At 55.6% G+C, this 19,212-nt stretch carries 18 protein-coding genes; 8 read left to right on the forward strand and 10 right to left on the reverse strand.

Annotated features, from left to right (window positions below; genetic code table 11):
- Positions 1–342: electron transfer flavoprotein subunit alpha/FixB family protein (locus A3GO_RS0104300; protein WP_029132358.1), on the forward strand; the 342-nt coding region annotated here is incomplete at its 5' end.
- 121 nt (positions 343–463) lie between these two features.
- Here the strand turns inward: A3GO_RS0104300 and A3GO_RS0104305 are convergent.
- On the reverse strand, positions 464–1,129 hold the full coding sequence (locus tag A3GO_RS0104305) for a nitroreductase (RefSeq protein WP_029132359.1): 666 nt from the start codon (positions 1,127–1,129) through the stop codon (positions 464–466).
- A gap of 276 nt (positions 1,130–1,405) precedes the next feature.
- On the opposite strand from A3GO_RS0104305, the gene A3GO_RS0104310 reads away from it, so the two are divergent.
- Positions 1,406–2,785 carry a phosphohexomutase domain-containing protein gene (locus tag A3GO_RS0104310; protein ID WP_029132360.1) on the forward strand — a complete coding sequence of 460 codons (1,380 nt, stop codon included), beginning with the start codon at positions 1,406–1,408 and terminating at the stop codon, positions 2,783–2,785.
- Positions 2,786–2,897: 112 nt separating this feature from the next.
- Here the strand turns inward: A3GO_RS0104310 and A3GO_RS0104315 are convergent, their stop codons facing one another.
- Positions 2,898–3,494, reverse strand: a complete 597-nt coding sequence (locus tag A3GO_RS0104315) for a hypothetical protein (protein WP_029132361.1) — start codon at positions 3,492–3,494, stop codon at positions 2,898–2,900.
- Between the two features lie 465 nt (positions 3,495–3,959).
- Between A3GO_RS0104315 and A3GO_RS0104320 the strand changes: the two genes are divergently transcribed.
- Both A3GO_RS0104320 and hypF read left to right on the forward strand, forming a co-directional pair.
- Positions 3,960–4,829 (forward strand): chemotaxis protein, encoded by an 870-nt coding sequence (locus tag A3GO_RS0104320; RefSeq protein WP_051301826.1) that lies wholly within the window; start codon positions 3,960–3,962, stop codon positions 4,827–4,829.
- A 96-nt stretch (positions 4,830–4,925) separates the two neighbouring features.
- Complete coding sequence (hypF, locus tag A3GO_RS0104325; RefSeq protein WP_029132363.1) at positions 4,926–7,283, forward strand: carbamoyltransferase HypF; 2,358 nt, start codon at positions 4,926–4,928, stop codon at positions 7,281–7,283.
- Positions 7,284–7,299: 16 nt separating this feature from the next.
- On the opposite strand, the gene A3GO_RS25175 is transcribed toward hypF, so the two are convergent.
- Positions 7,300–7,734, reverse strand: coding sequence for a hypothetical protein (locus A3GO_RS25175; protein ID WP_029132364.1), 435 nt, complete (start codon positions 7,732–7,734; stop codon positions 7,300–7,302).
- Between the two features lie 188 nt (positions 7,735–7,922).
- Here A3GO_RS25175 and A3GO_RS0104335 point away from each other — a divergent pair, with 188 nt between their 5' ends.
- From A3GO_RS0104335 to A3GO_RS22485, 3 genes are all read left to right on the forward strand, one after another.
- The gene (locus A3GO_RS0104335; protein ID WP_029132365.1) at positions 7,923–8,573 is read left to right on the forward strand and encodes a GNAT family N-acetyltransferase; all 651 of its coding nucleotides are present in this window, start codon (positions 7,923–7,925) and stop codon (positions 8,571–8,573) included.
- A gap of 145 nt (positions 8,574–8,718) precedes the next feature.
- Complete coding sequence (locus A3GO_RS0104340; RefSeq protein WP_245621661.1) at positions 8,719–9,108, forward strand: DUF6524 family protein; 390 nt, start codon at positions 8,719–8,721, stop codon at positions 9,106–9,108.
- A gap of 138 nt (positions 9,109–9,246) precedes the next feature.
- Positions 9,247–10,944: a mechanosensitive ion channel family protein gene (locus A3GO_RS22485; RefSeq protein WP_051301827.1), complete on the forward strand. Its 1,698-nt coding sequence runs from the start codon at positions 9,247–9,249 to the stop codon at positions 10,942–10,944.
- A 10-nt stretch (positions 10,945–10,954) separates the two neighbouring features.
- Here the strand turns inward: A3GO_RS22485 and A3GO_RS0104350 are convergent, their stop codons facing one another.
- On the reverse strand, positions 10,955–12,346 hold the full coding sequence (locus A3GO_RS0104350) for an ATP-binding protein (protein WP_029132367.1): 1,392 nt from the start codon (positions 12,344–12,346) through the stop codon (positions 10,955–10,957).
- Positions 12,343–13,074, reverse strand: a complete 732-nt coding sequence (locus tag A3GO_RS0104355; protein WP_029132368.1) for a response regulator — start codon at positions 13,072–13,074, stop codon at positions 12,343–12,345. Before A3GO_RS0104355 ends, A3GO_RS0104350 begins: the two co-directional genes overlap by 4 nt.
- A 183-nt stretch (positions 13,075–13,257) precedes the next feature.
- Here A3GO_RS0104355 and A3GO_RS0104360 point away from each other — a divergent pair, with 183 nt between their 5' ends.
- Complete coding sequence (locus A3GO_RS0104360; RefSeq protein ID WP_029132369.1) at positions 13,258–13,764, forward strand: Spy/CpxP family protein refolding chaperone; 507 nt, start codon at positions 13,258–13,260, stop codon at positions 13,762–13,764.
- 68 nt (positions 13,765–13,832) lie between these two features.
- On the opposite strand, the gene A3GO_RS0104365 is transcribed toward A3GO_RS0104360, so the two are convergent.
- The 5 genes from A3GO_RS0104365 to A3GO_RS0104380 all read right to left on the reverse strand — a co-directional run bounded on the left by A3GO_RS0104365 (position 13,833) and on the right by A3GO_RS0104380 (position 19,164).
- Positions 13,833–15,785 carry an acetoacetate--CoA ligase gene (locus A3GO_RS0104365; protein ID WP_211245081.1) on the reverse strand — a complete coding sequence of 651 codons (1,953 nt, stop codon included), beginning with the start codon at positions 15,783–15,785 and terminating at the stop codon, positions 13,833–13,835.
- Between the two features lie 283 nt (positions 15,786–16,068).
- Complete coding sequence (locus tag A3GO_RS26815; protein WP_418064550.1) at positions 16,069–16,212, reverse strand: hypothetical protein; 144 nt, start codon at positions 16,210–16,212, stop codon at positions 16,069–16,071.
- Entirely contained in the window at positions 16,209–17,147 is a 939-nt protein-coding gene (gene hppD, locus A3GO_RS22490) for a 4-hydroxyphenylpyruvate dioxygenase (protein ID WP_418064551.1), read from the reverse strand. The genes A3GO_RS26815 and hppD overlap by 4 nt, the downstream gene beginning before the upstream one ends.
- A gap of 362 nt (positions 17,148–17,509) precedes the next feature.
- Positions 17,510–18,151 (reverse strand): maleylacetoacetate isomerase, encoded by a 642-nt coding sequence (maiA, locus tag A3GO_RS0104375; RefSeq protein WP_029132371.1) that lies wholly within the window; start codon positions 18,149–18,151, stop codon positions 17,510–17,512.
- Positions 18,148–19,164, reverse strand: coding sequence for a fumarylacetoacetate hydrolase family protein (locus tag A3GO_RS0104380; RefSeq protein ID WP_029132372.1), 1,017 nt, complete (start codon positions 19,162–19,164; stop codon positions 18,148–18,150). The genes maiA and A3GO_RS0104380 overlap by 4 nt, the downstream gene beginning before the upstream one ends.
- Positions 19,165–19,212: the final 48 nt, after the last annotated feature.

Here is a 19,212-nt window from a genome sequence, read left to right on the forward strand (position 1 = left end):
GTGGTCTCGGGCGGTCGGGGCATGGGCAGTGGCGAGAACTTCAAGCTGATCGAGGCGGTGGCGGACAAGCTGAACGCGGCGATAGGCGCGTCACGTGCGGCGGTGGATGCGGGCTATGTGCCGAATGACTACCAGGTGGGGCAGACGGGCAAGATTGTGGCGCCGGAGCTGTACATTGCGGTGGGCATTTCGGGGGCGATTCAGCACCTGGCGGGGATGAAGGAGAGCAAGGTGATCGTGGCGATCAACAAGGACGAGGAGGCGCCGATCTTCCAAGTGGCCGACTATGGCCTGGTGGCGGACCTGTTCCAGGCCCTGCCGGAGTTGGAGCAGGCGTTGTAACCCCTTCCCGGGACTAACGCACTTAATAGACGCCCTGCGCTTACGCACAGGGCTTTTTTTTTACCGTAATGGTAGAAACTATCTCGCTGTAGGAGCGCGTGAGATGGTTGCCTTTGCAGTTTTACTCGAAAAAACGCGTGAACTGCTCCACTTCGTCACGGGGTGTGCGGTAGCTGTTGATGATATTACTTGTGTCTTCGTATCCCATCGCCAGGCCTACCACCAGTTTTTTCTCTTCGGAATAACCCAACTCCCGTTTAACGATCTCCGGATACTCGCCCAGGGCCGCCTGCGGGCAGGTGGCCAGTCCCTCTTCCAGTGCCATCAGCATGATGGACTGAATGAACATGCCGTAATCGAGATAGGAACCGGTTTCAAGAATCCGGTCAATAAAGAAAAACATCATCACCGGCGCATCAAAGGCACGGTAATTGGCAGCCCACTGGTCCTGCTGACGTTGTTTCTCTTCCCGGCTGATATTGAGAGTCGAGTACATCTGCAGTCCACAGGCGCGGCGACGCGCTTTGTAGACCCCTTCCCAGACCTCCGGATAATACTGAAACTCCATTGCTCCGGCTTGCCCGCTGCGAAAGGCGGTCTCCATCAGATCACCTAGCCGCCGCCGTTTTTCACCCGTCACGACAGCCACCTGCCACGGCTGGGTGTTGGTTCCGGATGGGGCGTGACGCGCCGCATCCAGAATACGTACGATCTTCGCTTTCTCGACTTCCTGCGGCAGAAAGGCCCGGGTAGCCTTTCTCTGTTTCAGCGCCTCTTTTACTTGCATTGACCGGCTCCGATTTACCTTAACGTTAACGTCATAATAGAGAATCCTGTTGGGATGTCCACGTAAAATTGCTTTACCAACAGGTTTTGGAAGGAGGCGGGGAGTCGTGCGTCAAATAGGCTAAAATGGTGTGGTTCCTTGTAATCTTGCTAACGCATTGTTTGAAGGCATCGTCATACCATTTTTTGATTACCTGTCTAACCGAACTGTATTCGACCAGGGCTGAGCCTGGTAGGCAATCAGGTATCATTTTAATAAAAAAATCAGGACTATTTCATGCAAAAGCTCGATTGTTTTAAAGCCTATGATATTCGCGGCCAGCTCGGGCAATCGCTGAATGAGGATATCGCCTATTGCATCGGGCGGGCGTATGCCGAATATATAAAGCCAGAAAGAGTAGTGATCGGGGGGGATATGCGACTCTCTACCGACGCCTTGAAGCGGGCATTATCCAACGGTCTGCGCGATGCCGGTGTTACGGTGCTGGATATCGGTTTGTGCGGCACAGAAGAGATCTATTTCGCCACTTCCTATCTGGAGACGGATGGCGGTATCGTGGTTACTGCAAGCCATAATCCCAAAGACTACAACGGCATGAAACTGGTACGCGAGGAGTCGAAGCCGATCAGTGGTGATACCGGGCTGAATGAAATTGAAGCCCTGGTCAGGCGTAACCGGTTTTCTGAAATGCCTGCCAACCAGAGAGGGGAGTACCAACCGATATCGACGCGGGACGCCTATGTCGATCACCTGATGGGTTATATAGCCGCCGAAGCGATCCATCCGCTCAATCTGGTGGTCAATGCGGGAAATGGTGTGGCTGGTCTCTGTATTGATGTCATTGAACGACGGTTCGCCTCCCTGGGTATACCGATAACCTTTCATAAGATCCATCATCAGCCAGATGGCACATTTCCCCATGGCATTCCCAATCCGCTACTGGTGGACAATCGTCAGGATACGATCGATGCGGTACTGTCGCATCAGGCCGATTTCGGTATTGCCTGGGATGGAGATTTTGATCGCTGCTTTCTGTTTGATGAACAGGGGCGATTTATCGAGGGTTACTATATCGTGGGGCTGCTGGCGGAGGCTTTTCTTGAGAAGTATCCAGGTAGCCGGATTATCCATGATCCTCGATTGATCTGGAATACCCTGGATATTGTGAAACAGCATGGTGGTCAGGCTATCCAGAGTAAAACCGGGCATGCCTTCATCAAGGAGCGGATGAGGCAGGAGGATGCGGTCTATGGCGGCGAGATGAGTGCGCATCACTATTTTCGGGATTTTTTCTACTGTGATAGCGGCATGATTCCCTGGCTGTTGATTGCCGAACTGGTCAGTCTAAAACAGCAGCCATTGTCGGCCCTGGTGGATGATCGTATCGCAGAATATCCCTCGCCCGGTGAGATCAATAGTCAGATCGGTGATCCGGCTGCCGCTATCGCCCGGGTGTTGGCTCACTATCAGGAGCAGGCGCTGTCGGTGGATTACACCGACGGTATCAGTGTTGATATGGCGCAGTGGCGGTTTAATCTGCGCAGTTCGAATACTGAACCGGTCGTCAGACTAAACCTGGAAACCCGGGGGGATATGCGCTTGATGCGTGAGAAGTGCGAAGAGGTATTGAATCTGCTGAGGTCAGCCGATAATTAGGGGCTGATTGGTTAGAGAGGACAGTGGACAATACAAAAGCCCGCCCCGTGCAATCTCGGGAGCGGGCTTTTTGCTGTCTGGATGCAGGTCGACCCGTCATCCCGTTGGTGTTTTATTCGCTTGCCGCAGTTTCGGTGGTGGCGGAAGCCATTGCTGCCGATTTCCGGGCTGCGGTCTTGCGCGGACGACGTTTGGCGCTTGCCTTCCGCTTCTTCTTGGGGGCATTGGCCTTGGTCCAGTCGCTTTCGAATTTTTCCAGTGCCTTCTGTTGCGCGGCAGACTTCTTCTGTGTGTCGCTTGCTTCTTTGAGAGCCTGTTTGGCGTTTTTCATCTGCTCACGCAGCTCGGATACCTTTTGACCTGCGATACGCAGCGCCTCGCGTGACTTTTCTACCTGTTTCTTTGTGGCTGCGGTACGGTTGGTGGTGGCCTTTTCCGCTGCAGCGTTCTTTTTATCGCGCAGTACCGCCTGTCTGGCTACCGCCTTATCCAGTTGGCCCTTGATTTTTTCTACACTCTTTTGTGCCTGTGCCGCGTCTTTTTCGTAAAGCTTGGTCAGTTGAGCTTGTGATTTGGCAATTGACTGTTCTAGTTGTGCTACAGGAGAGATGCTGGGTGCTGCCTTCTTGGCGGCAGTAGTTTTTGTTGCACGGGCTGCCGTTTTTTTAGCAACGCGTTTTTTTGTGGTTCTTGCTTTTTTCGTGACCATCTGAGGTTCCCCATAAGAGTGTATGAAATGCGACGGGTAGTTGAGTATCCCACAGATCGAATATTGCCAAAGTTGAATACTGTTGCCAATACTTTATTTGGAAATTATGAAAAATATTCAATAGTTTTACAGATAATAGCGATACCTTACTTAAACAACGCGCAATAATTTTATGATTTCTTCGTCAAGACTAAATTAGCAATCACCCTTGCTAAATCAAATTCAGCGCCTTGGAATACGCTGGTCGCCCATTTTACCAGTGTGGTATTAGGATAAATCGGGTCGATGAAACAGTAACCGGGTTCAAGTTATGATGAGGTCGGTCGCTAGACTATTTCAAGCATGGTGGAGTGGAGAGACTGTTGGTTCCTGCCCATCGTCGTCGTTAACTCAATAACACACGTATTGTTTGTGACTACTGAAAATTCAAATCAGCAAAAAAATCAAAACAGGACACAACAGCGCATGCTGCTGTTTACCCTTTTTGGTCGCCAGGTATTCGGCATCAATGTTCTGAAGATTAAGGAGATCATCCCCTACCATGCGATGAACACACTTCCCGGGGCCAATCCTGCGATTATTGGCATCGCCCGCCTGCGTGGACAGCCATTCCCGGTAATTGATCTTTCCAGTGCATTGGGTATGACTACAACCAAGGATGTAGCGGAATTTGCCGATTGTTCAATCATTATTTCAGAATTCAATCGTTCTCTGCAGGGCTTTCTGGTTAAAAAAGTGGATAAGATAATTCCGCTTGGGTGGGATGCCATACAACCTCCACCGGCTTCGTCTGGACGCTTTAATTACATAACGGGTGTGATTAATATCGACGATAAGATTGTAGAGGTGATTGATGTTGAGCGCGTGCTGAATGAGGTTGCACCTCCCAAGGACAGCACCGGAAAGGGTGTTAGCCTCTCGGATGAACAACTTGAGCTGTTGCGCAGAAAGTTGATCCTTGTGGTGGATGACTCCGGGCTTGCCAGAAAGCAGGTCTCCCAGACTCTGGCGATGATTGGTATAGATCCGGTGATGGCCAACGACGGTAAAGAGGCCCTGCAATTATTGCACGCACTGCATGCAGAAGGACGTACTGTTGATCTGATCATTTCGGATATCGAGATGCCTGAGATGGATGGTTACACGCTGACGCGGGAACTGCGCAAGGATCAGGATTTCGCTTCGGTTTATATACTGCTCCATACCTCGCTGGCAGGCGCCGTCAGTCAGGAGTATGCCACGGCCAGCGGGGCAAATGCTGCCTTGACGAAGTTTGTTACCGAAGAGTTGGCTGAGGCGGTTCTGGAGGGACTGGGTCAGGATCAGGATCACTGAAGCAGATACCGGAAAACCGGTGTTTTCTACTTCGCCCGAAAAGGGGGTAGGGGTACACTTGTACAATATTTCACCGACCCGGATCCCAACTAACCCATGAACGTCAAACCCTATGCAGAGCGAATCCGTATACGTGGATTGGTTCAGGGCGTCGGTTTCAGGCCGACGGTCTGGAATTTTGCCAATCACTGCAAATTGCTCGGTGCGGTATGGAATGACGCCGAAGGTGTTCTGATCGATGCCATTGGCTGTAAATCTGCGATAGATCGACTGATCGATTTAATCACACAACAACCACCACCACTGTCCAAGATCGATGCTGTCGAACGACAGCCGCTTGCATTGCTGGATAGACCGGCATACACCCGGTTTGAGATTATTGAAAGCAGGGGGGGCGAGATCCGTACCGGTATTGTTCCTGATGCGGCTACCTGCGATGCCTGCCTGCAGGATATCCATCAACCACATAACCGGCGTTATCACTACCCGTTTACAAACTGTACCCATTGTGGCCCCAGACTCTCCATTGTGCGCGCGATCCCTTATGACCGGGCGACTACCAGTATGGCGGTATTTCAACAATGCAAGGCTTGCCTGGCAGAATACCGTGATCCAGCGGATCGACGCTTTCATGCACAACCTAATGCCTGTCCGGCGTGTGGTCCGCGGGTCTGGCTGGAAGATGTCGCAGGCAAAGCGTTGCATGAGGGGAGTGACAAGGAACCGCTTGAGCTTGCGGCCAAACTTCTACGCTCCGGTGCTATCCTGGCGATCAAGGGAATCGGCGGCGTGCATCTCGCCTGCGATGCGGGGAATGAACAGGCCGTTGCGACACTGCGCTCAAGGAAACGACGCTACCACAAGGCCTTTGCCTTGATGGCGACCGACCTGGCAATGATTCGCCGTTATGCCAAAGTCAGTGATCAGGAGGAGGCTCTGCTGAAAAGTAGCGCCGCACCTATTGTGATTCTGCGGCAGGGAGGGGACGAAACGCTCGCGCCTGCGATCGCCCCGGGGCAGCGATCTCTTGGTTTTATGCTGCCCTATACGCCCCTGCATCATCTATTGATGGGGCGGTTGGCGCGACCGATTGTGCTGACATCCGGCAATCTGTCGGATGAGCCGCAGGTAATCTCGAATAACGCTGCTCATGATCGTCTGTCGGCTATTGCCGATTACTGGCTTCTGCATGACCGGGAGATTGTGAATCGCCTGGATGATTCGGTGGTTCGGGTGATGGACGGTGATGCCAGAATATTGCGCCGGGCGCGTGGCTATGCGCCTGCGCCTATCACTTTGCCTGATGAGTTCAGGGGAACCCCACCGATACTTGCCCTGGGTGGTGAACTGAAGAACACGTTCTGCCTGATGAAGGACAACCAGGCCATTCTCTCCCAGCATATGGGCGATCTCGAGAACGGCGCCACCATCAAGGAATACCATCGCTCCCTGGAACTCTATGGTCAACTGTTCCAACATGACCCGGCGGTAGTGGTGGTCGATTATCATCCCAATTATCTCTCGACCCAGTGGGGCCAGCAGATGGCTGAGGAGCGTAAGATCCATCTGGAATCCGTTCAGCACCATCATGCGCATATAGTCGGCTGTATGGCGGAGCATGGCAGGGGTTTGGATCAAGCGGACGTTTTGGGTGTTGCGCTTGATGGTCTTGGCATGGGGGAGGACGGTGCCCTGTGGGGCGGCGAGTTCCTGAGAGTCAATTATCGTGAGTTTCAACGCCTGGGTTACTTCAAACCCACGGCTATGCTGGGGGGCGCCAAGGCGATGCATGAACCCTGGCGCAATACGCTCGCCCACCTGTTGAGTGAATTCGCCTGGGATCGTCTGTCACATGATTATGGCGAACTGGAGATTGTGCGCTTTCTCAACAGCAAGCCGATTGCCAACCTGCAACAGATGTTTGAGCGAGGACTGAATTCACCACTGGCTTCCTCTTGTGGCAGACTGTTCGATGCGGTCGCCGCTGCTATCGGGATCTGCCGGGAGCAGGCGAGCCACGAAGGACAGGCCGCCATTGAGATGGAGGCCCTGATTGGCCATGAGTTTTTGGAGGGGCAGGAAACAGGATATGGATACCGGATGGAATGGATTGGCGGGCAGTGCGTGCTGGGCTGGCAACCACTGTGGCACGCCTTGCTTAAGGATCTTCGGCGGGATGTGGCATCGGGGGTCATAGCCGCCAGATTTCATCTGGGGATGATCCAAGCGGTAACAGAGACGGCGCTGCAGCTTTGCCGACAACAACGGTTGAATACCGTTGTACTCTCAGGAGGCGTATTTCAGAACAGGATTCTACTTGAGGGCGTGAGCCACAAGCTGCGCGAACAGGGGTTGACCCTAATGAGTCCTCGCGTGCTGCCGGCCAATGACGGGGGGCTTTCGCTGGGACAGGCGGTGGTGGCAGCGGCGCGTCAGCTCAATCGCATTGCCTGAATTCAGGCAGGTACTGTCAGCTCTCGAAACAGTGGTGTTGTGCCTTCAGGTGTCGAAGTGTTTCGATCCGCTCCTCTGCCGAGATTATTCGTCCATTCTCCTGGTACTGAAGATATCCGGCGTATCCTGATATCGCATAGGCCGGCATAAACAGCGTGGTGCCTATCCAGATTGCCGCCCCCTGGTAGGGGTCATTATAAAAGTCCGGTTTATAGCTATAGGTTTTGGGCATGAGATCGGTGATTTCACGTTCCAGGGCGAGACAGTTTAGAGCATGGTCGCTTTCCGTTGGTGTCACCGTGGCGGGTGTCCGGTAGAGGTCAAAAGGAATCACCCTGGTATCCGCTTTTTGCGCCGAAGTTTTATTCAAGTCGTCGGCCATTCCGATCGATGCAGTGACCAGTAGTAGCAGTGAGCCGATTTTCATGCCTGCAGTGGCAGCGGTTGACATGGATGTATCCTCCGGTTTTTTGCGCAATGGTAGCAATATCGGCAGTCTCGCAGATAAGTTGATCCGTCACGAAGTAGATAAAGTACTATTTGTTCAATATATGTCACGTTTGAACAAAAAACCGATGAAAACACCCCGAAGATACTGTAGTATAAGTATTAGCTAATATGTTGTTTTTGGAGCATCCAATGCCCGATCTCGAATTTGAATTTTCACTAAGGCCGGACTCAGATCCTGAGCTGGCTCCCTATGTGCTCAAATTTACCGGAAAATCAATTGTATGGGATGATGCCTCAGGCTCTGATCGTGTGGTTGGAGAGATACATGGTCACAAGCTCGATTTGGCGGCGGCGATTGTGGATGGTGTCAATCAATCACTCTTGCTCGACTCGGTCTGTCCCGAGCTATCGGAGTTTTCCCAGACGGCGTTCGGTGACGATGGCTGCCACTATCTGCAGGAAATGGCCGATGGCAGTATGAAGAAGCAGGAGTGCAGTGGATTGGTCTACATCAACGAGATTACGATTGACCCGGACTATAGGGGGCAGTGTATCGGCAGCGCCCTGATGGGAAAGATCGGTCAAATGGTGGATGTGGAAGACAGCATTATCGCCTTGAAGGCTTTTCCGCTCTCGCCGGAATATGGCAAGCGTGTTCCGGAAGCGGATGTGGAAAGAGTCAAGCGGTTTTATGAGCGTCTTGGTTTTACCCATATCGGTGGCGAGTTCATGGTAAAACAGGCCAATCTCTGCGACACCATCAAGAAACGCCTGGCGTGGAGAAAGGACCAGCCGATTAAATCGACCGTCATCAGCAGGACAAGTTTCACCCCGGAATAGTGACAGATTGTCTGCCCAATTCTGTGTTATAAATTATCATTGATTTGGTCGACCGGCACGGCTATCAGAACAAGGTGGCGGCAATCGGTCTTAATTTTCTCAAGGACAGTCTATGGCGGACCGCGGTTTCAATTTTGCAGGATTCATGATTCGATGGATCCTGGCGTTGCTTTTGGTGTTTTCAACCTACAATCCATCGGGTTACTCCTGGTATCACTGGCTGACTGAAGCGGAGACCAAAATCGATCCGCTGATTGCCCTGGCCGGCGTATTATTGCTAATTGGTTGGGTGATCTATGTACGTGCAAGCGCCCGTTCTCTTGGCGTGATCGGTGCGCTGCTGGCGTTGGCATTTTTCGGAACCCTGGTCTGGGCGTTGATCCATTATCAGGTCATTTCTCTCAGCAATACCACACTGCTCACCTATATCGTGCTGGTCGTTATTTCTGCGGTGATGGCCACCGGACTCTCCTGGTCCCATATCCGTCGCCGCATGAGTGGCCAGCTGGATGTTGATGACCGGGATGAAGATTGACCGGTAACTGCCGGTATGGTGGTTTTGTAAGGAAGAGGCGGAGTCATTGCAAAAGAAGCCAGGAGGCATGCTCTCAGGACTCAGTGGATTGATTCCGCTTCCAAGACGATTCAACTTCTGATACGGAATTCGCATGCGGTGAAATATCAAAACAAGCTGCTCAAATATAGCGCCTCCGTCCTGCTTGGATGGTGCTGCCTGTGGCTGATTGCAACGACGGCTTTAGCGCAGAGCAACGGGGAATCCCAACAGCCGCAAGCAGCAGTTGCACCCTCCACGATCGAGACCCTGAGCTCTTTTGTCGAGCTGAGAAAAGCGTTGCAAAAGGATATCCGGACACTAAACCAGGAGCTCCAGTCCACCCGGTCAGAGGCCGAGAAGGCGAGCCTGAAGCAGCGGCTGGAAAAGCTGGAGAGTGACCTCCGAACCACCACGCGGAATTTCGAGAATATCGCAGCGGGTGTCGATATTACCACGCTACGGGGTGAGGTCACGGAAGAGTTCAATCTGCAACAGGAGGTGTTCGCCCTGGTCAGGCCCGCTATTGACGAGATGAAGGAGATGACCGCCCGGGTTCGCAAGAAATCGGAACTCAAGAAAAAAATTGACTATTTCGAGGAGCAACTGCCGGTTATCACCCAGGCGCTGGCCAATATCGACACACTTAAACAGGCGGCGAGTAATAAAAGCCTGATGCAGACCCTGCAGGAGACGGAAGAGCAGTGGTCCAAGCAGCAGGCGTTCATACAGAGTGAGCTGCAGGCGGCACAGTTACAACTGGATAAGCTGAATGCCGCTGAGACATCGTTTGCCGAGGCATCCCAGAGCTATCTGAAGTCCTTTTTTCAGAAGCGCGGACTCTACCTCACGATCGCACTCCTGGTGGTGGCTTCCGTCATCCTCTTGTCGCGCCTGAGCGCCAAGGTAATGCAGCGTTATATCCCGGGATTTCGGGCAAAACATCGCAGTTTCAAGATTCGCCTGGTTGAGCTGCTGCACCGCATGCTCACTGTCCTGTTTTCAATTCTTGGCCCCATGACAGTATTCTATCTGGTGGAAGACTGGGTGCTGTTCAGCCTGGGTATACTGCTGTTGTTCGGCATCGCCTGGGCGCTCAGGCAGACCTTGCCACGCTATTGGAGCCAGATACAGCTGTTTCTCAATGTCGGCTCGGTACGCGAGGGCGAGCGGATCTTCATGGAGGGATTGCCCTGGCGGGTAGAGCAGATCAACGTCTACAGCACGCTGGTCAATCCGGTGGCCGGTATCAGCCAGCGGGTACCCATTGACGAGCTGGTCGATCTTAAATCGCGTCCATCTCAAACCGATGATCCCTGGTTTCCCTGTGGTCAGGGGGACTGGGTCATTCTGAGCAACGGGATCAGGGGCAAGGTCACCGGTATCTCTCATGAAATGGTTCAGCTGGTGGAGCGGGGTGGCGCCAGAGTGACCTATCAGATGGCGGATTTTCTGGCGGCATCGCCGCGTAATCTGGCGACCAATTTCCGTATCAAGGAGGTCATCGGTCTCAGTTACGCCCTGCAACAGGAGATTACAGCAGTTATTCCTGAGGCATTGCAGAACTATCTGACGCTAAGGATACATCAGGAAGGCTACGGTGATCAGTTGTTGAATCTGCGGGTGGAGTTCGCAGCCGCGAACACTTCGTCACTGGATATTGCCATCATCGCGGACTTCAAGGGCGAGGCGGGTGATCTGTATAACCGGCTGCGTCGCGCCATTCAACGCTGGTGTGTGGATGCCTGCAGTGAAAACGGCTGGGAGATCCCGTTCCCGCAACTGACACTGCACGGATCGCTCTCAGCCTCCGAATAACCCGTCCTGATCAACGGGGCAAGGTGATCACTGCTTCGAGTCCATGCAGTTTCCCTTTACGCAGGATGACATCGCCCCCATGGGCCCGGGCGATATTCCGGGCGATCCCGAGTCCAAGGCCGGTTCCGCCGGTCTCCCGGGCACGCGATTTCTCGCGGCGATAGAAGGGATTGAACAGTCCCTCCAGTTCGTCTTCCGGTACGCCTTTGCCACGGTCTGCGATGATGATGGTTAATTTCTGCGGACTATCCTCCAGGCGGATATCCGCAGCCTCGCCATAACGCACGGCATTTTCAATCAGATTCATCAGGCAGCGTTTCAGGGCCAGCGGTCGTCCGGTATAGGGTGCCGTTTTACTGCTTGTCAGGGTCATCTCCCAGCCCAGCTCCTGTGCATCATCCTGCAGGGATTCCAGCAGGGCATTGACACTGATCTGCACCGGTTTCTCCTTGCTCTCGGTGCCGCGCAGATAATCCAGTGTGGCGAGCACCATCTGCTCCATCTCATCCAGGTCCTTCTCAAACCTGGACTGGAGCGCGTCGTCCTTCAGCAGTGCCAGGCGCAGACGCAGACGGGTGATGGGGGTTTTTAGATCATGTGATACGGCTGCCAGCACCCGGCTGCGATCCTCGATATAGCGTCGCAGCCGCTCCTGCATGGTATTGAATGCCCGTACCGCATTCCTGACTTCCCGCGGGCCTTTTTCGTTGAGCGGCGGATAGGTGATGTCCTTGCCGATATTCTGTGCCGCCTCGGCCAGTGTGCCGAGGGGGCGGGTAACCCAACGAACCGCCAGCAAGGAGAGCAGGATGATGGAGATCAGCAGCACACCCAGATAAGTGAGCAGCCTGTACGGCCACTGTTCCACCCCTTCGGGGATCGGACGCAGGATATTCAGCCAGTTGCCGTCAGACAACCGAATACTGGCCTGAAATCCGCTTCTCGGGGGACGAAATCGCGACGGACGGGATTCCACATATCGTCGGTCAGATACCTCACTCCGCTGCCGCCAGAAGGAACTTTCCCGATCACGACTGCCGTGGATGGGATTGATCGCCACCTGGATCTCCGTGCGTTCGGACAGCGCCTGCCGTAATAGCATCTCCAGGTGATTTGACGGCACGGCATCTACGCCTTGTTGCAGGGGACTATTGGACAGCGTGGCGCGAAACTGCGGGGTACTGAATGCCCTGACAATACGCGCCCGTTCCTTGGGTTCCGTATCCTCCAACAAGTAGACCAGCGAGGCCACCCGTTGAATCAGCTGTATCCCGGTGTTTTCCCGAATCACATCGACCCGGTCTTTCAGCAGCAGTCCGGTACTGAGAAATTGAGCCAACAGCAGTCCGCCAATCAGTATCAGAGTCAGTCGTCCAAACAGTGAGCGGGGGAGCAGCCTCATATCGGAGCGCCATTACTCTTGACTTGTACAGTGAACACATAACCTTCACCGCGCACCGTCTTGATGATCCCGGGCTCCTTCGGGTCATCTTCCAGGCGTCTTCTGAGACGGCTGACCAGTACATCGATACTGCGATCAAAGGGATCGGCTTCCCGCCCCTGGGTGAGATCAAGCAATTGGTCGCGATTCAATACCCGGTTGGGGTGCTCCAGAAATACTTTCAACAGCCGGTATTCCGCACCGCTGAGGGGTACCACGATCCCCGATGATGACACCAGGTGGCGGGCTATCGGGTCCAGCGTCCAGTCGGCGAAACATATTGCCTGGGGTGTTGACTCCGGCTGATCATAAGGAAGCGAGGTGCTGCGACGCAGGACGACCTTGATGCGGGCCAGCAGTTCCCGCGGATTGAACGGCTTGGGCAGATAGTCATCGGCACCCATTTCCAGCCCCAGGATACGATCCATCTCGTCACCCCGGGCGGTGAGCATGATGATGGGTATTCTGGATTTCACGCGCAGATTGCGACAGAGTTCCAGACCGTCGGTCCCGGGCAGCATCAGATCCAGCACCACCAGATCGATACGTTGATCCTCCAGTACCCGGTTCATTGTTTTGCCTTCACCCACCGTGGTCACACGGTAACCGTTCTGCTCCAGATAGGCCTGCAGCAGTTGGCGGATTTCTTGGTCGTCATCGACCACCAGAATGTGTTGTGGTTTTTCCATTGGCTCTTTATACCCGATCAGCCGGTATCCGGGTGGCCGACTTTGTAACAGAGTGTAACAGCCCGGGCGTTGTTACTCAGGGTTACAAAAAGGCGTGCTTTTGAAATTGGCAGCTTACATTCGGCTGTTCTCATAGTGCCTACAGGAGGGGGTATGCCGCTCCATCAGCAGAGAGGGTAAATCATGAAACGTTCGAGCAAGATTATTCTTACAGCAGTCACCGTGGTTGGCATCAGCCTCGCGTCGCTCTCGTATGTATCCGCCAATGGCCGTTATGACCGCTGTGGATATGGTCAGGGGCCGGTAAGTATGCAGGATGGGGGCAAGAGTCAGTGGGGTCGCCACGGTTTTGGGCATGGCAGATCCGGTGATCCTGCGGCCAGAATGGAGCAGGGCCTGGATATGATCAAGTACAAGTTGCGTATTACCGAGGAACAGGAGCCGGCCTGGCAAGCCTTTGAGCAGAGCATGAAGCAGAAGATGAGCTCGCGCCTGGAGGCACGTCAGGCAGCTCGTGAAGCGGGTAGGAGCATGACGGTGGCGGAGCGGGTTGAGCGTATGCGCAATGGTGCTGGCCAAATGACCGAAATGGCCGATGCCATAGAGAAACTCTACGCCAGTCTGACACCCGAGCAGCAGAAGATCGCCGACGAGCTGCGGCCAATGGGTGGCATGGCACGCATGCGATAAACAGTAAGCTTTGGATTTATGAGCGCAATGGACCGGCGCCCACCCTAGTGGTGGGCGCCGGTCGGTTTTCAGGAGAGTAACTCCCGGCGGTTGGCGAACTGCTCCAACGCCTCCGGGTTGGCCAATGCCTCCTTGTTCTTCACCGGTCGCCCATGCACCACCTCGCGTACCGCCAGCTCCACGATCTTGCCGCTCTTGGTGCGCGGAATGTCGCTGACTTGCACGACCCGGGCCGGTACATGGCGTGGCGTAGTGTTGGCGCGGATCTGTTTCCTGATCTTGTCGATCAGGGCATCATCCAGAGTCAGGCCGTCCCGCAGGCGCACGAACAGCACCACCCGCACATCGCCCTCCCATTCCTGGCCGATTACCAGGCTCTCCACCACCTCGTCCAGTTGTTCCACCTGGCGGTAGATCTCCGCAGTGCCGATGCGCACACCGCCGGGATTGAGCACCGCGTCGGAACGGCCATAGATAATGATGCCATCCTGTGCCGTCAGCTCCACGTAATCACCGTGACACCAGACGTTGGGGAAGCGGTCGAAGTAGGCGCTGTGGTACTTCTCTCCGTCGGGATCGTTCCAGAAGCCGATCGGCATGGAGGGGAACGGATTGGTGCAAACCAGCTCGCCCTTTTCCCCGCGCACCGGCTTGCCGTCGTCGTTCCATACCTCCACCTGCATGCCAAGGCCACGGGTCTGCAGTTCGCCGCGGTAGACCGGTAGCACCGGGTTGCCCAGCGCGAAACAGGAGATGATATCGGTGCCGCCGGAGATGGATGAGAGACACATGTCCTGCTTGATGTTTTCGTAGACGAAATCAAACGCCTCCGGCACCAGCGGGGAACCGGTGGAGCAGAGGGTGCGAACACTGGCGAGATCGTGTGTCTGACGCGGTTTCAGCCCCGCCTTGTTGATGGCATCGATGAACTTGGCCGAGGTGCCGAACTGGGTCATTTTTTCCGCATCGGCATAGTCGAACAGCACGTTGCCGTCCGGGTAGAAGGGGGAGCCGTCATATAGCAGCAGGGTCGCCTCGGCAGCCAGTCCGGAGACTAGCCAGTTCCACATCATCCAGCCGCAGGTAGTAAAGAAGAAGGTGCGGTCGCCCGGTTTCACGTCGGTGTGCAGGCGGTGCTCCTTGAGGTGCTGCAGCAGGGTGCCGCCGGCGCCGTGCACGATGCACTTGGGTACTCCGGTGGTACCGGAGGAGAACATGATGTAGAGCGGGTGATCGAACGGCAGCTGCTCGAAGCTGATCTCTTGTGCGGCATAACCATCAATGAACTGCCCCAGGGGCAGGGCGCCGTCGATCGCATCCAGTGCGAACGTGTCCCGGGTATAGGGAATCACCACCACCCGTTCGATAGAGGGGATGCGTCGGCGTATTTTGGCAATCCTCTCCAGGCTGTCATGGGTCTTGCCGTTGTAGTAGTAGCCGTCGGCGACGAACAATAGTTTTGGTTCGATCTGTCCGAAGCGGTCCACCACGCCGTTGACCCCGAAGTCGGGCGAACAGGAGGACCAGATGGCGCCCAGGCTGCTGGCGGCCAGCATGACGATGATAGTCTCCGGCATGTTCGGCAGGTAGGCGGCGATTCGATCACCCTGGCCGATACCGGCTGCCTTCAGCGCCTGGGCCACCCGGGAGACATGGTTATAGAGTTCCCGATGACTGACCCGTCGTTGCACCTTGTCCTCACCCCGGAATATCAGCGCATCGCTGTCATCCCGGCGGCGCAGCAGATTCTGGGCAAAGTTGAGCCGGGCCTGGGGAAACCAGCGGGCGCCGGGCATTTTGTTGCCATCTTTCAGCACCGTCTCGCCACGGGTCTCGGCGATGACGCCGCTCTCTTCCCAGACCGCGCACCAGAACGCTTCCGGCTGGTCGATGGACCACTGGTAAAGCGCCGGGTAGTCGGCCAGTTCGATGCCATGCTTCTGATTGACGAAGTGACGAAAACGGGTCAGGTTCGCCTGTTCGATTTGTTCGGGTTTTGGCTGCCAGAGCAGTTCTGCCATTGATATCTCCACCGGTAATATGCTTTACGCTTACGTAAACGTAATAAAAGAATAGCACTGATCAGGCATGAAATGAAAACGTCATGATCTGCCTGTTCCTCGTTCCCACGCTCTGTGTGGGAATGCATATGGGAGTGCGCCGTAACACACCATTTTACGACCGTGGATGCGTTGGGTTGCGCGACGCCCGGGTTTTGTCGTGGTCTGGATGCGCGGTGCCTGTACGCCGCTCACCCAACCTACGCGGTTTTTTTGCGACTTGGAGAGGATCATAACAGAGCCGTCAGTGGCTCGCCGTATCGTCGCTGATCACGCCGCGCCGCAGCTGATCCAGCTCGATCGATTCAAACAGGGCGCGGAAGTTGCCCTCGCCGAACCCCTCGTTGCCCTTGCGCTGGATGATCTCGAAAAAGATCGGACCGATCACGGTGCTGGTAAAGATCTGCAGCAGGAGGCCCTGGCCTCGGTGGGGGCGCTGTCGATCAGGATGCGATTTTTCCGCAGTCGCTCCAGGTCTTCACCGTGACCGGGCACCCGCTGGTCCACCTGGTCATAGTAGGTATCCAGAGTCTCCTGTAGCGGCACCTTCTTATGGCGCAGCTGCTCCACCGTGGCATAGATATCATCCGTACCCAGGGCGATGTGTTGGATCCCCTCGCCATGGTAGGCGTGCAGGTACTCCTGGATTTGGGATTTGTCGTCACTGCTCTCGTTGATCGGGATGCGGATCTTGCCGCAGGGGCTGGTCATGGCACGGGACTTGAGACCAGTCAGCTTGCCCTCGATATCAAAATAGCCCACCTCCCTGAAATTGAACAGGCGAGCATAAAAGTCGGCCCACTCGTCCATGCGGCCGCGATAGACATTGTGGGTGAGGTGGTCGATGTAGGTGAAACCAACTCCCTTCGGGTACTGATCGACCCCCTTGATGGGAACGAAGTCCACGTCATAGATGCTGCCCTTGTCACCATAGCGATCCACCAGGTAGATCAGGGAGTCACCGATCCCCTTGATGGTGGGAATGTTGAGTTCCATGGGGCCGGCCTTGGTCTCCACGCCCCAGGCGCCGTGCTCCAGGGCCATCTGGTAGGCGTGTGCCGCATCCTTCACCCGGAAGGCGATGGCGCAGGCACTGGGGCCGTGCTGTTGGGCGAACGAGCGCGGGAAGCCGGTTTTCTCCGCGTTGATGATGAAGTTGACGTCGCCCTGGCGGTAGAGGGTGACAGCCTTGGAACGGTGGCGGGCGATGGCGACGAAACCGAGCTGCTCGAACAGCTTGCCCAGTACCTCCGGCTCTGGTGAGGTGTACTCCACGAATTCGAACCCGTCGGTTCCCATCGGGTTATCCCAGAGTTGTCCCATGCTGCTCCTCCCGGCCGCTGGCCGATTCATGAGAAAAAATTATCAGCCGCGAATGAACGCGGTGGACGACTCGGCCCTTCGGTAGGTTGGGGTGAGCGGAGCGAACCCCAACGCCCGGTGGATCCGTGCAATCCCCTTCGTTAGGGTTCGCAGGCTCACTCAACCTACACGCGCTGGTGGATGCACTTCGCTTGCCCACCCTGCCTGCCCAGGCGGTGACAGGTTGGGATAGCCTGGAAACCATTTGCACCCATTCGCGTTCATTCCATCCTTAGGTCCGTAAACGGTGCACCCTTGCACCACTCCTCGCGGCTACATTCCTAAATGGACTGATTATTAGATAACCAGCGCACTGCTCGGGTTCAATGTGCGTCTGGCTGGTTATCCGGCTTGGCCCGCTCGAAGGCGTCGAGGGTCAGGCAGTGCTGCTCGATCGTCACGATGCGGGGATAGGGGTTCAGGTCCAGTTCGAAGCGGCGCGCGTTGTAGACCTGGGGTACCAGGCAGATATCCGCCAAGGTCACCCGTTCGCCGAAACAGAACGGCCCGTCGGGAGCGGTTTTCTCCAGTATCTGCTCGATCGGGCGGAACCCCTCGTCGATCCAGTGGCGATACCAGTTCAACTTCTGCGCCTCGCTGACTCCCAGTTCACCGGTCAGGTACTTTAGAATGCGCAGGTTGTTTACCGGGTGAATGTCACAGGCCACCATCTGTGCCAGGGCGCGGATCTGTGCCCGTTGCAGTGGATCACCCGGTAACAGGGGAGGTTCCGGCTCCACCTCATCCAGGTATTCGCAGATGGCCAGTGACTGTTGCAGCACCGCCTTATCCACAGTCAGTGCCGGCACCAATCCCTGGGGATTGACCGCCCGGTAATCCGTGCCGTGATCCTCACCCTTGAGCAGATTGACCGGCGCCTGTTGGTAGTCGAGCCCCTTCAGATTGAGCGTGATACGCACGCGGTAGGCGGCGGTAGAGCGGAAGTAGTCGTACAGTGTCATCATGGTCCGACGTACTGCTCCACCTGCTGGTCAATATCGCCGAAGATGTTGTTACCTGCCGCATCCTCCATGCGGATGCGGATGGTATCGCCAAAGTTCATGAACGGGGTTTCCGGCTTGCCGCTGTTGATGGTCTCGATCATCCGTACCTCGGCAATACAGGAGTAGCCAACCCCGCCTTCGGCAATGGCCGAACCCCACTCGGTGTTCTGCTTGTTGGAGACGGTGCCGGAGCCGATGATGGCGCCGGCGCCGAGCGGACGGGTCTTGGCGGCATGGGCGATCAGTTGGGGAAAGTTGAACGTCATGTCCACCCCGGCATTGGCCTTGCCGAAGGGCTCGCCATTGTAATCGATCAGTAGCGGCAGGCTGACCCGGCCATCCCGCCAGTGCTCGCCCAGTTCATCCGGTGTCACGGCTACCGGTGAGAAGGCGCTGGAGGGCTTGGACTGGAAGAAGCCAAAACCCTTGGCCAGTTCGGCCGGGATCAGACCGCGCAGGGAGACATCGTTGACCAGCATCAGCAGACGGATCTGTCCGGCAGCTTGGTCGCTGTTACAGCCCATCGGTACGTCACCGGTGATCACCGCCACCTCGCCCTCAAAGTCGATACCCCAGGCGGTATCCGCCATGCGGATCGGTTCGCGGGGACCGATAAAACTGTCAGAGCCACCCTGGTACATTAGCGGATCGTGCCAGAAACTCTCGGGGACTTCGGCGCCCCGCGCCTTGCGCACCAGCTCCACATGATTGACATAGGCGCTGCCGTCGGCCCACTGGTAGGCGCGGGGCAGGGGGGAGGCGAGTTGTGCCATGTCCAGAGTAAAGGAGTCTTGCGCACTGCCCGCATTGAGCTGTTTATATCGCTCCTGCAGCCTTGGCTCAGTTGCATTCCAGTCATCCAGTGCCGCTTGCAGGGTGGGTGCAATATCGTCGGCACGTACCGCGCGGCGGAGGTCCTTGGAGACCACCAGCAGCACGCCGTCACGCCCCTGTTTCAGTGAAGCCAGTTTCATGGTTTTTTCCTTTTACCCGGGAAACGGGTGTTGTCTTATAAAACATTC

The organism is Sedimenticola selenatireducens DSM 17993, assembly GCF_000428045.1.
GTDB lineage: Bacteria > Pseudomonadota > Gammaproteobacteria > Chromatiales > Chromatiaceae > Sedimenticola > Sedimenticola selenatireducens.

Coding starts and splice junctions, on each gene's coding strand:
- hppD (WP_418064551.1), bottom strand. CDS start 17,147: ATGGGACAACTCTGGGATAACCCGATGGGAACCGACGGGTTCGAATTC.
- A3GO_RS0104360 (WP_029132369.1), top strand. CDS start 13,258: ATGAAACGTTCGAGCAAGATTATTCTTACAGCAGTCACCGTGGTTGGC.
- A3GO_RS0104310 (WP_029132360.1), top strand. CDS start 1,406: ATGCAAAAGCTCGATTGTTTTAAAGCCTATGATATTCGCGGCCAGCTC.
- A3GO_RS0104335 (WP_029132365.1), top strand. CDS start 7,923: ATGCCCGATCTCGAATTTGAATTTTCACTAAGGCCGGACTCAGATCCT.
- hypF (WP_029132363.1), top strand. CDS start 4,926: ATGAACGTCAAACCCTATGCAGAGCGAATCCGTATACGTGGATTGGTT.
- A3GO_RS0104350 (WP_029132367.1), bottom strand. CDS start 12,346: ATGAGGCTGCTCCCCCGCTCACTGTTTGGACGACTGACTCTGATACTG.
- maiA (WP_029132371.1), bottom strand. CDS start 18,151: ATGATGACACTGTACGACTACTTCCGCTCTACCGCCGCCTACCGCGTG.
- A3GO_RS0104320 (WP_051301826.1), top strand. CDS start 3,960: ATGCTGCTGTTTACCCTTTTTGGTCGCCAGGTATTCGGCATCAATGTT.
- A3GO_RS0104365 (WP_211245081.1), bottom strand. CDS start 15,785: ATGGCAGAACTGCTCTGGCAGCCAAAACCCGAACAAATCGAACAGGCG.
- A3GO_RS0104315 (WP_029132361.1), bottom strand. CDS start 3,494: ATGGTCACGAAAAAAGCAAGAACCACAAAAAAACGCGTTGCTAAAAAA.
- A3GO_RS0104355 (WP_029132368.1), bottom strand. CDS start 13,074: ATGGAAAAACCACAACACATTCTGGTGGTCGATGACGACCAAGAAATC.
- A3GO_RS0104380 (WP_029132372.1), bottom strand. CDS start 19,164: ATGAAACTGGCTTCACTGAAACAGGGGCGTGACGGCGTGCTGCTGGTG.
- A3GO_RS25175 (WP_029132364.1), bottom strand. CDS start 7,734: ATGTCAACCGCTGCCACTGCAGGCATGAAAATCGGCTCACTGCTACTA.
- A3GO_RS0104340 (WP_245621661.1), top strand. CDS start 8,719: ATGATTCGATGGATCCTGGCGTTGCTTTTGGTGTTTTCAACCTACAAT.
- A3GO_RS0104305 (WP_029132359.1), bottom strand. CDS start 1,129: ATGCAAGTAAAAGAGGCGCTGAAACAGAGAAAGGCTACCCGGGCCTTT.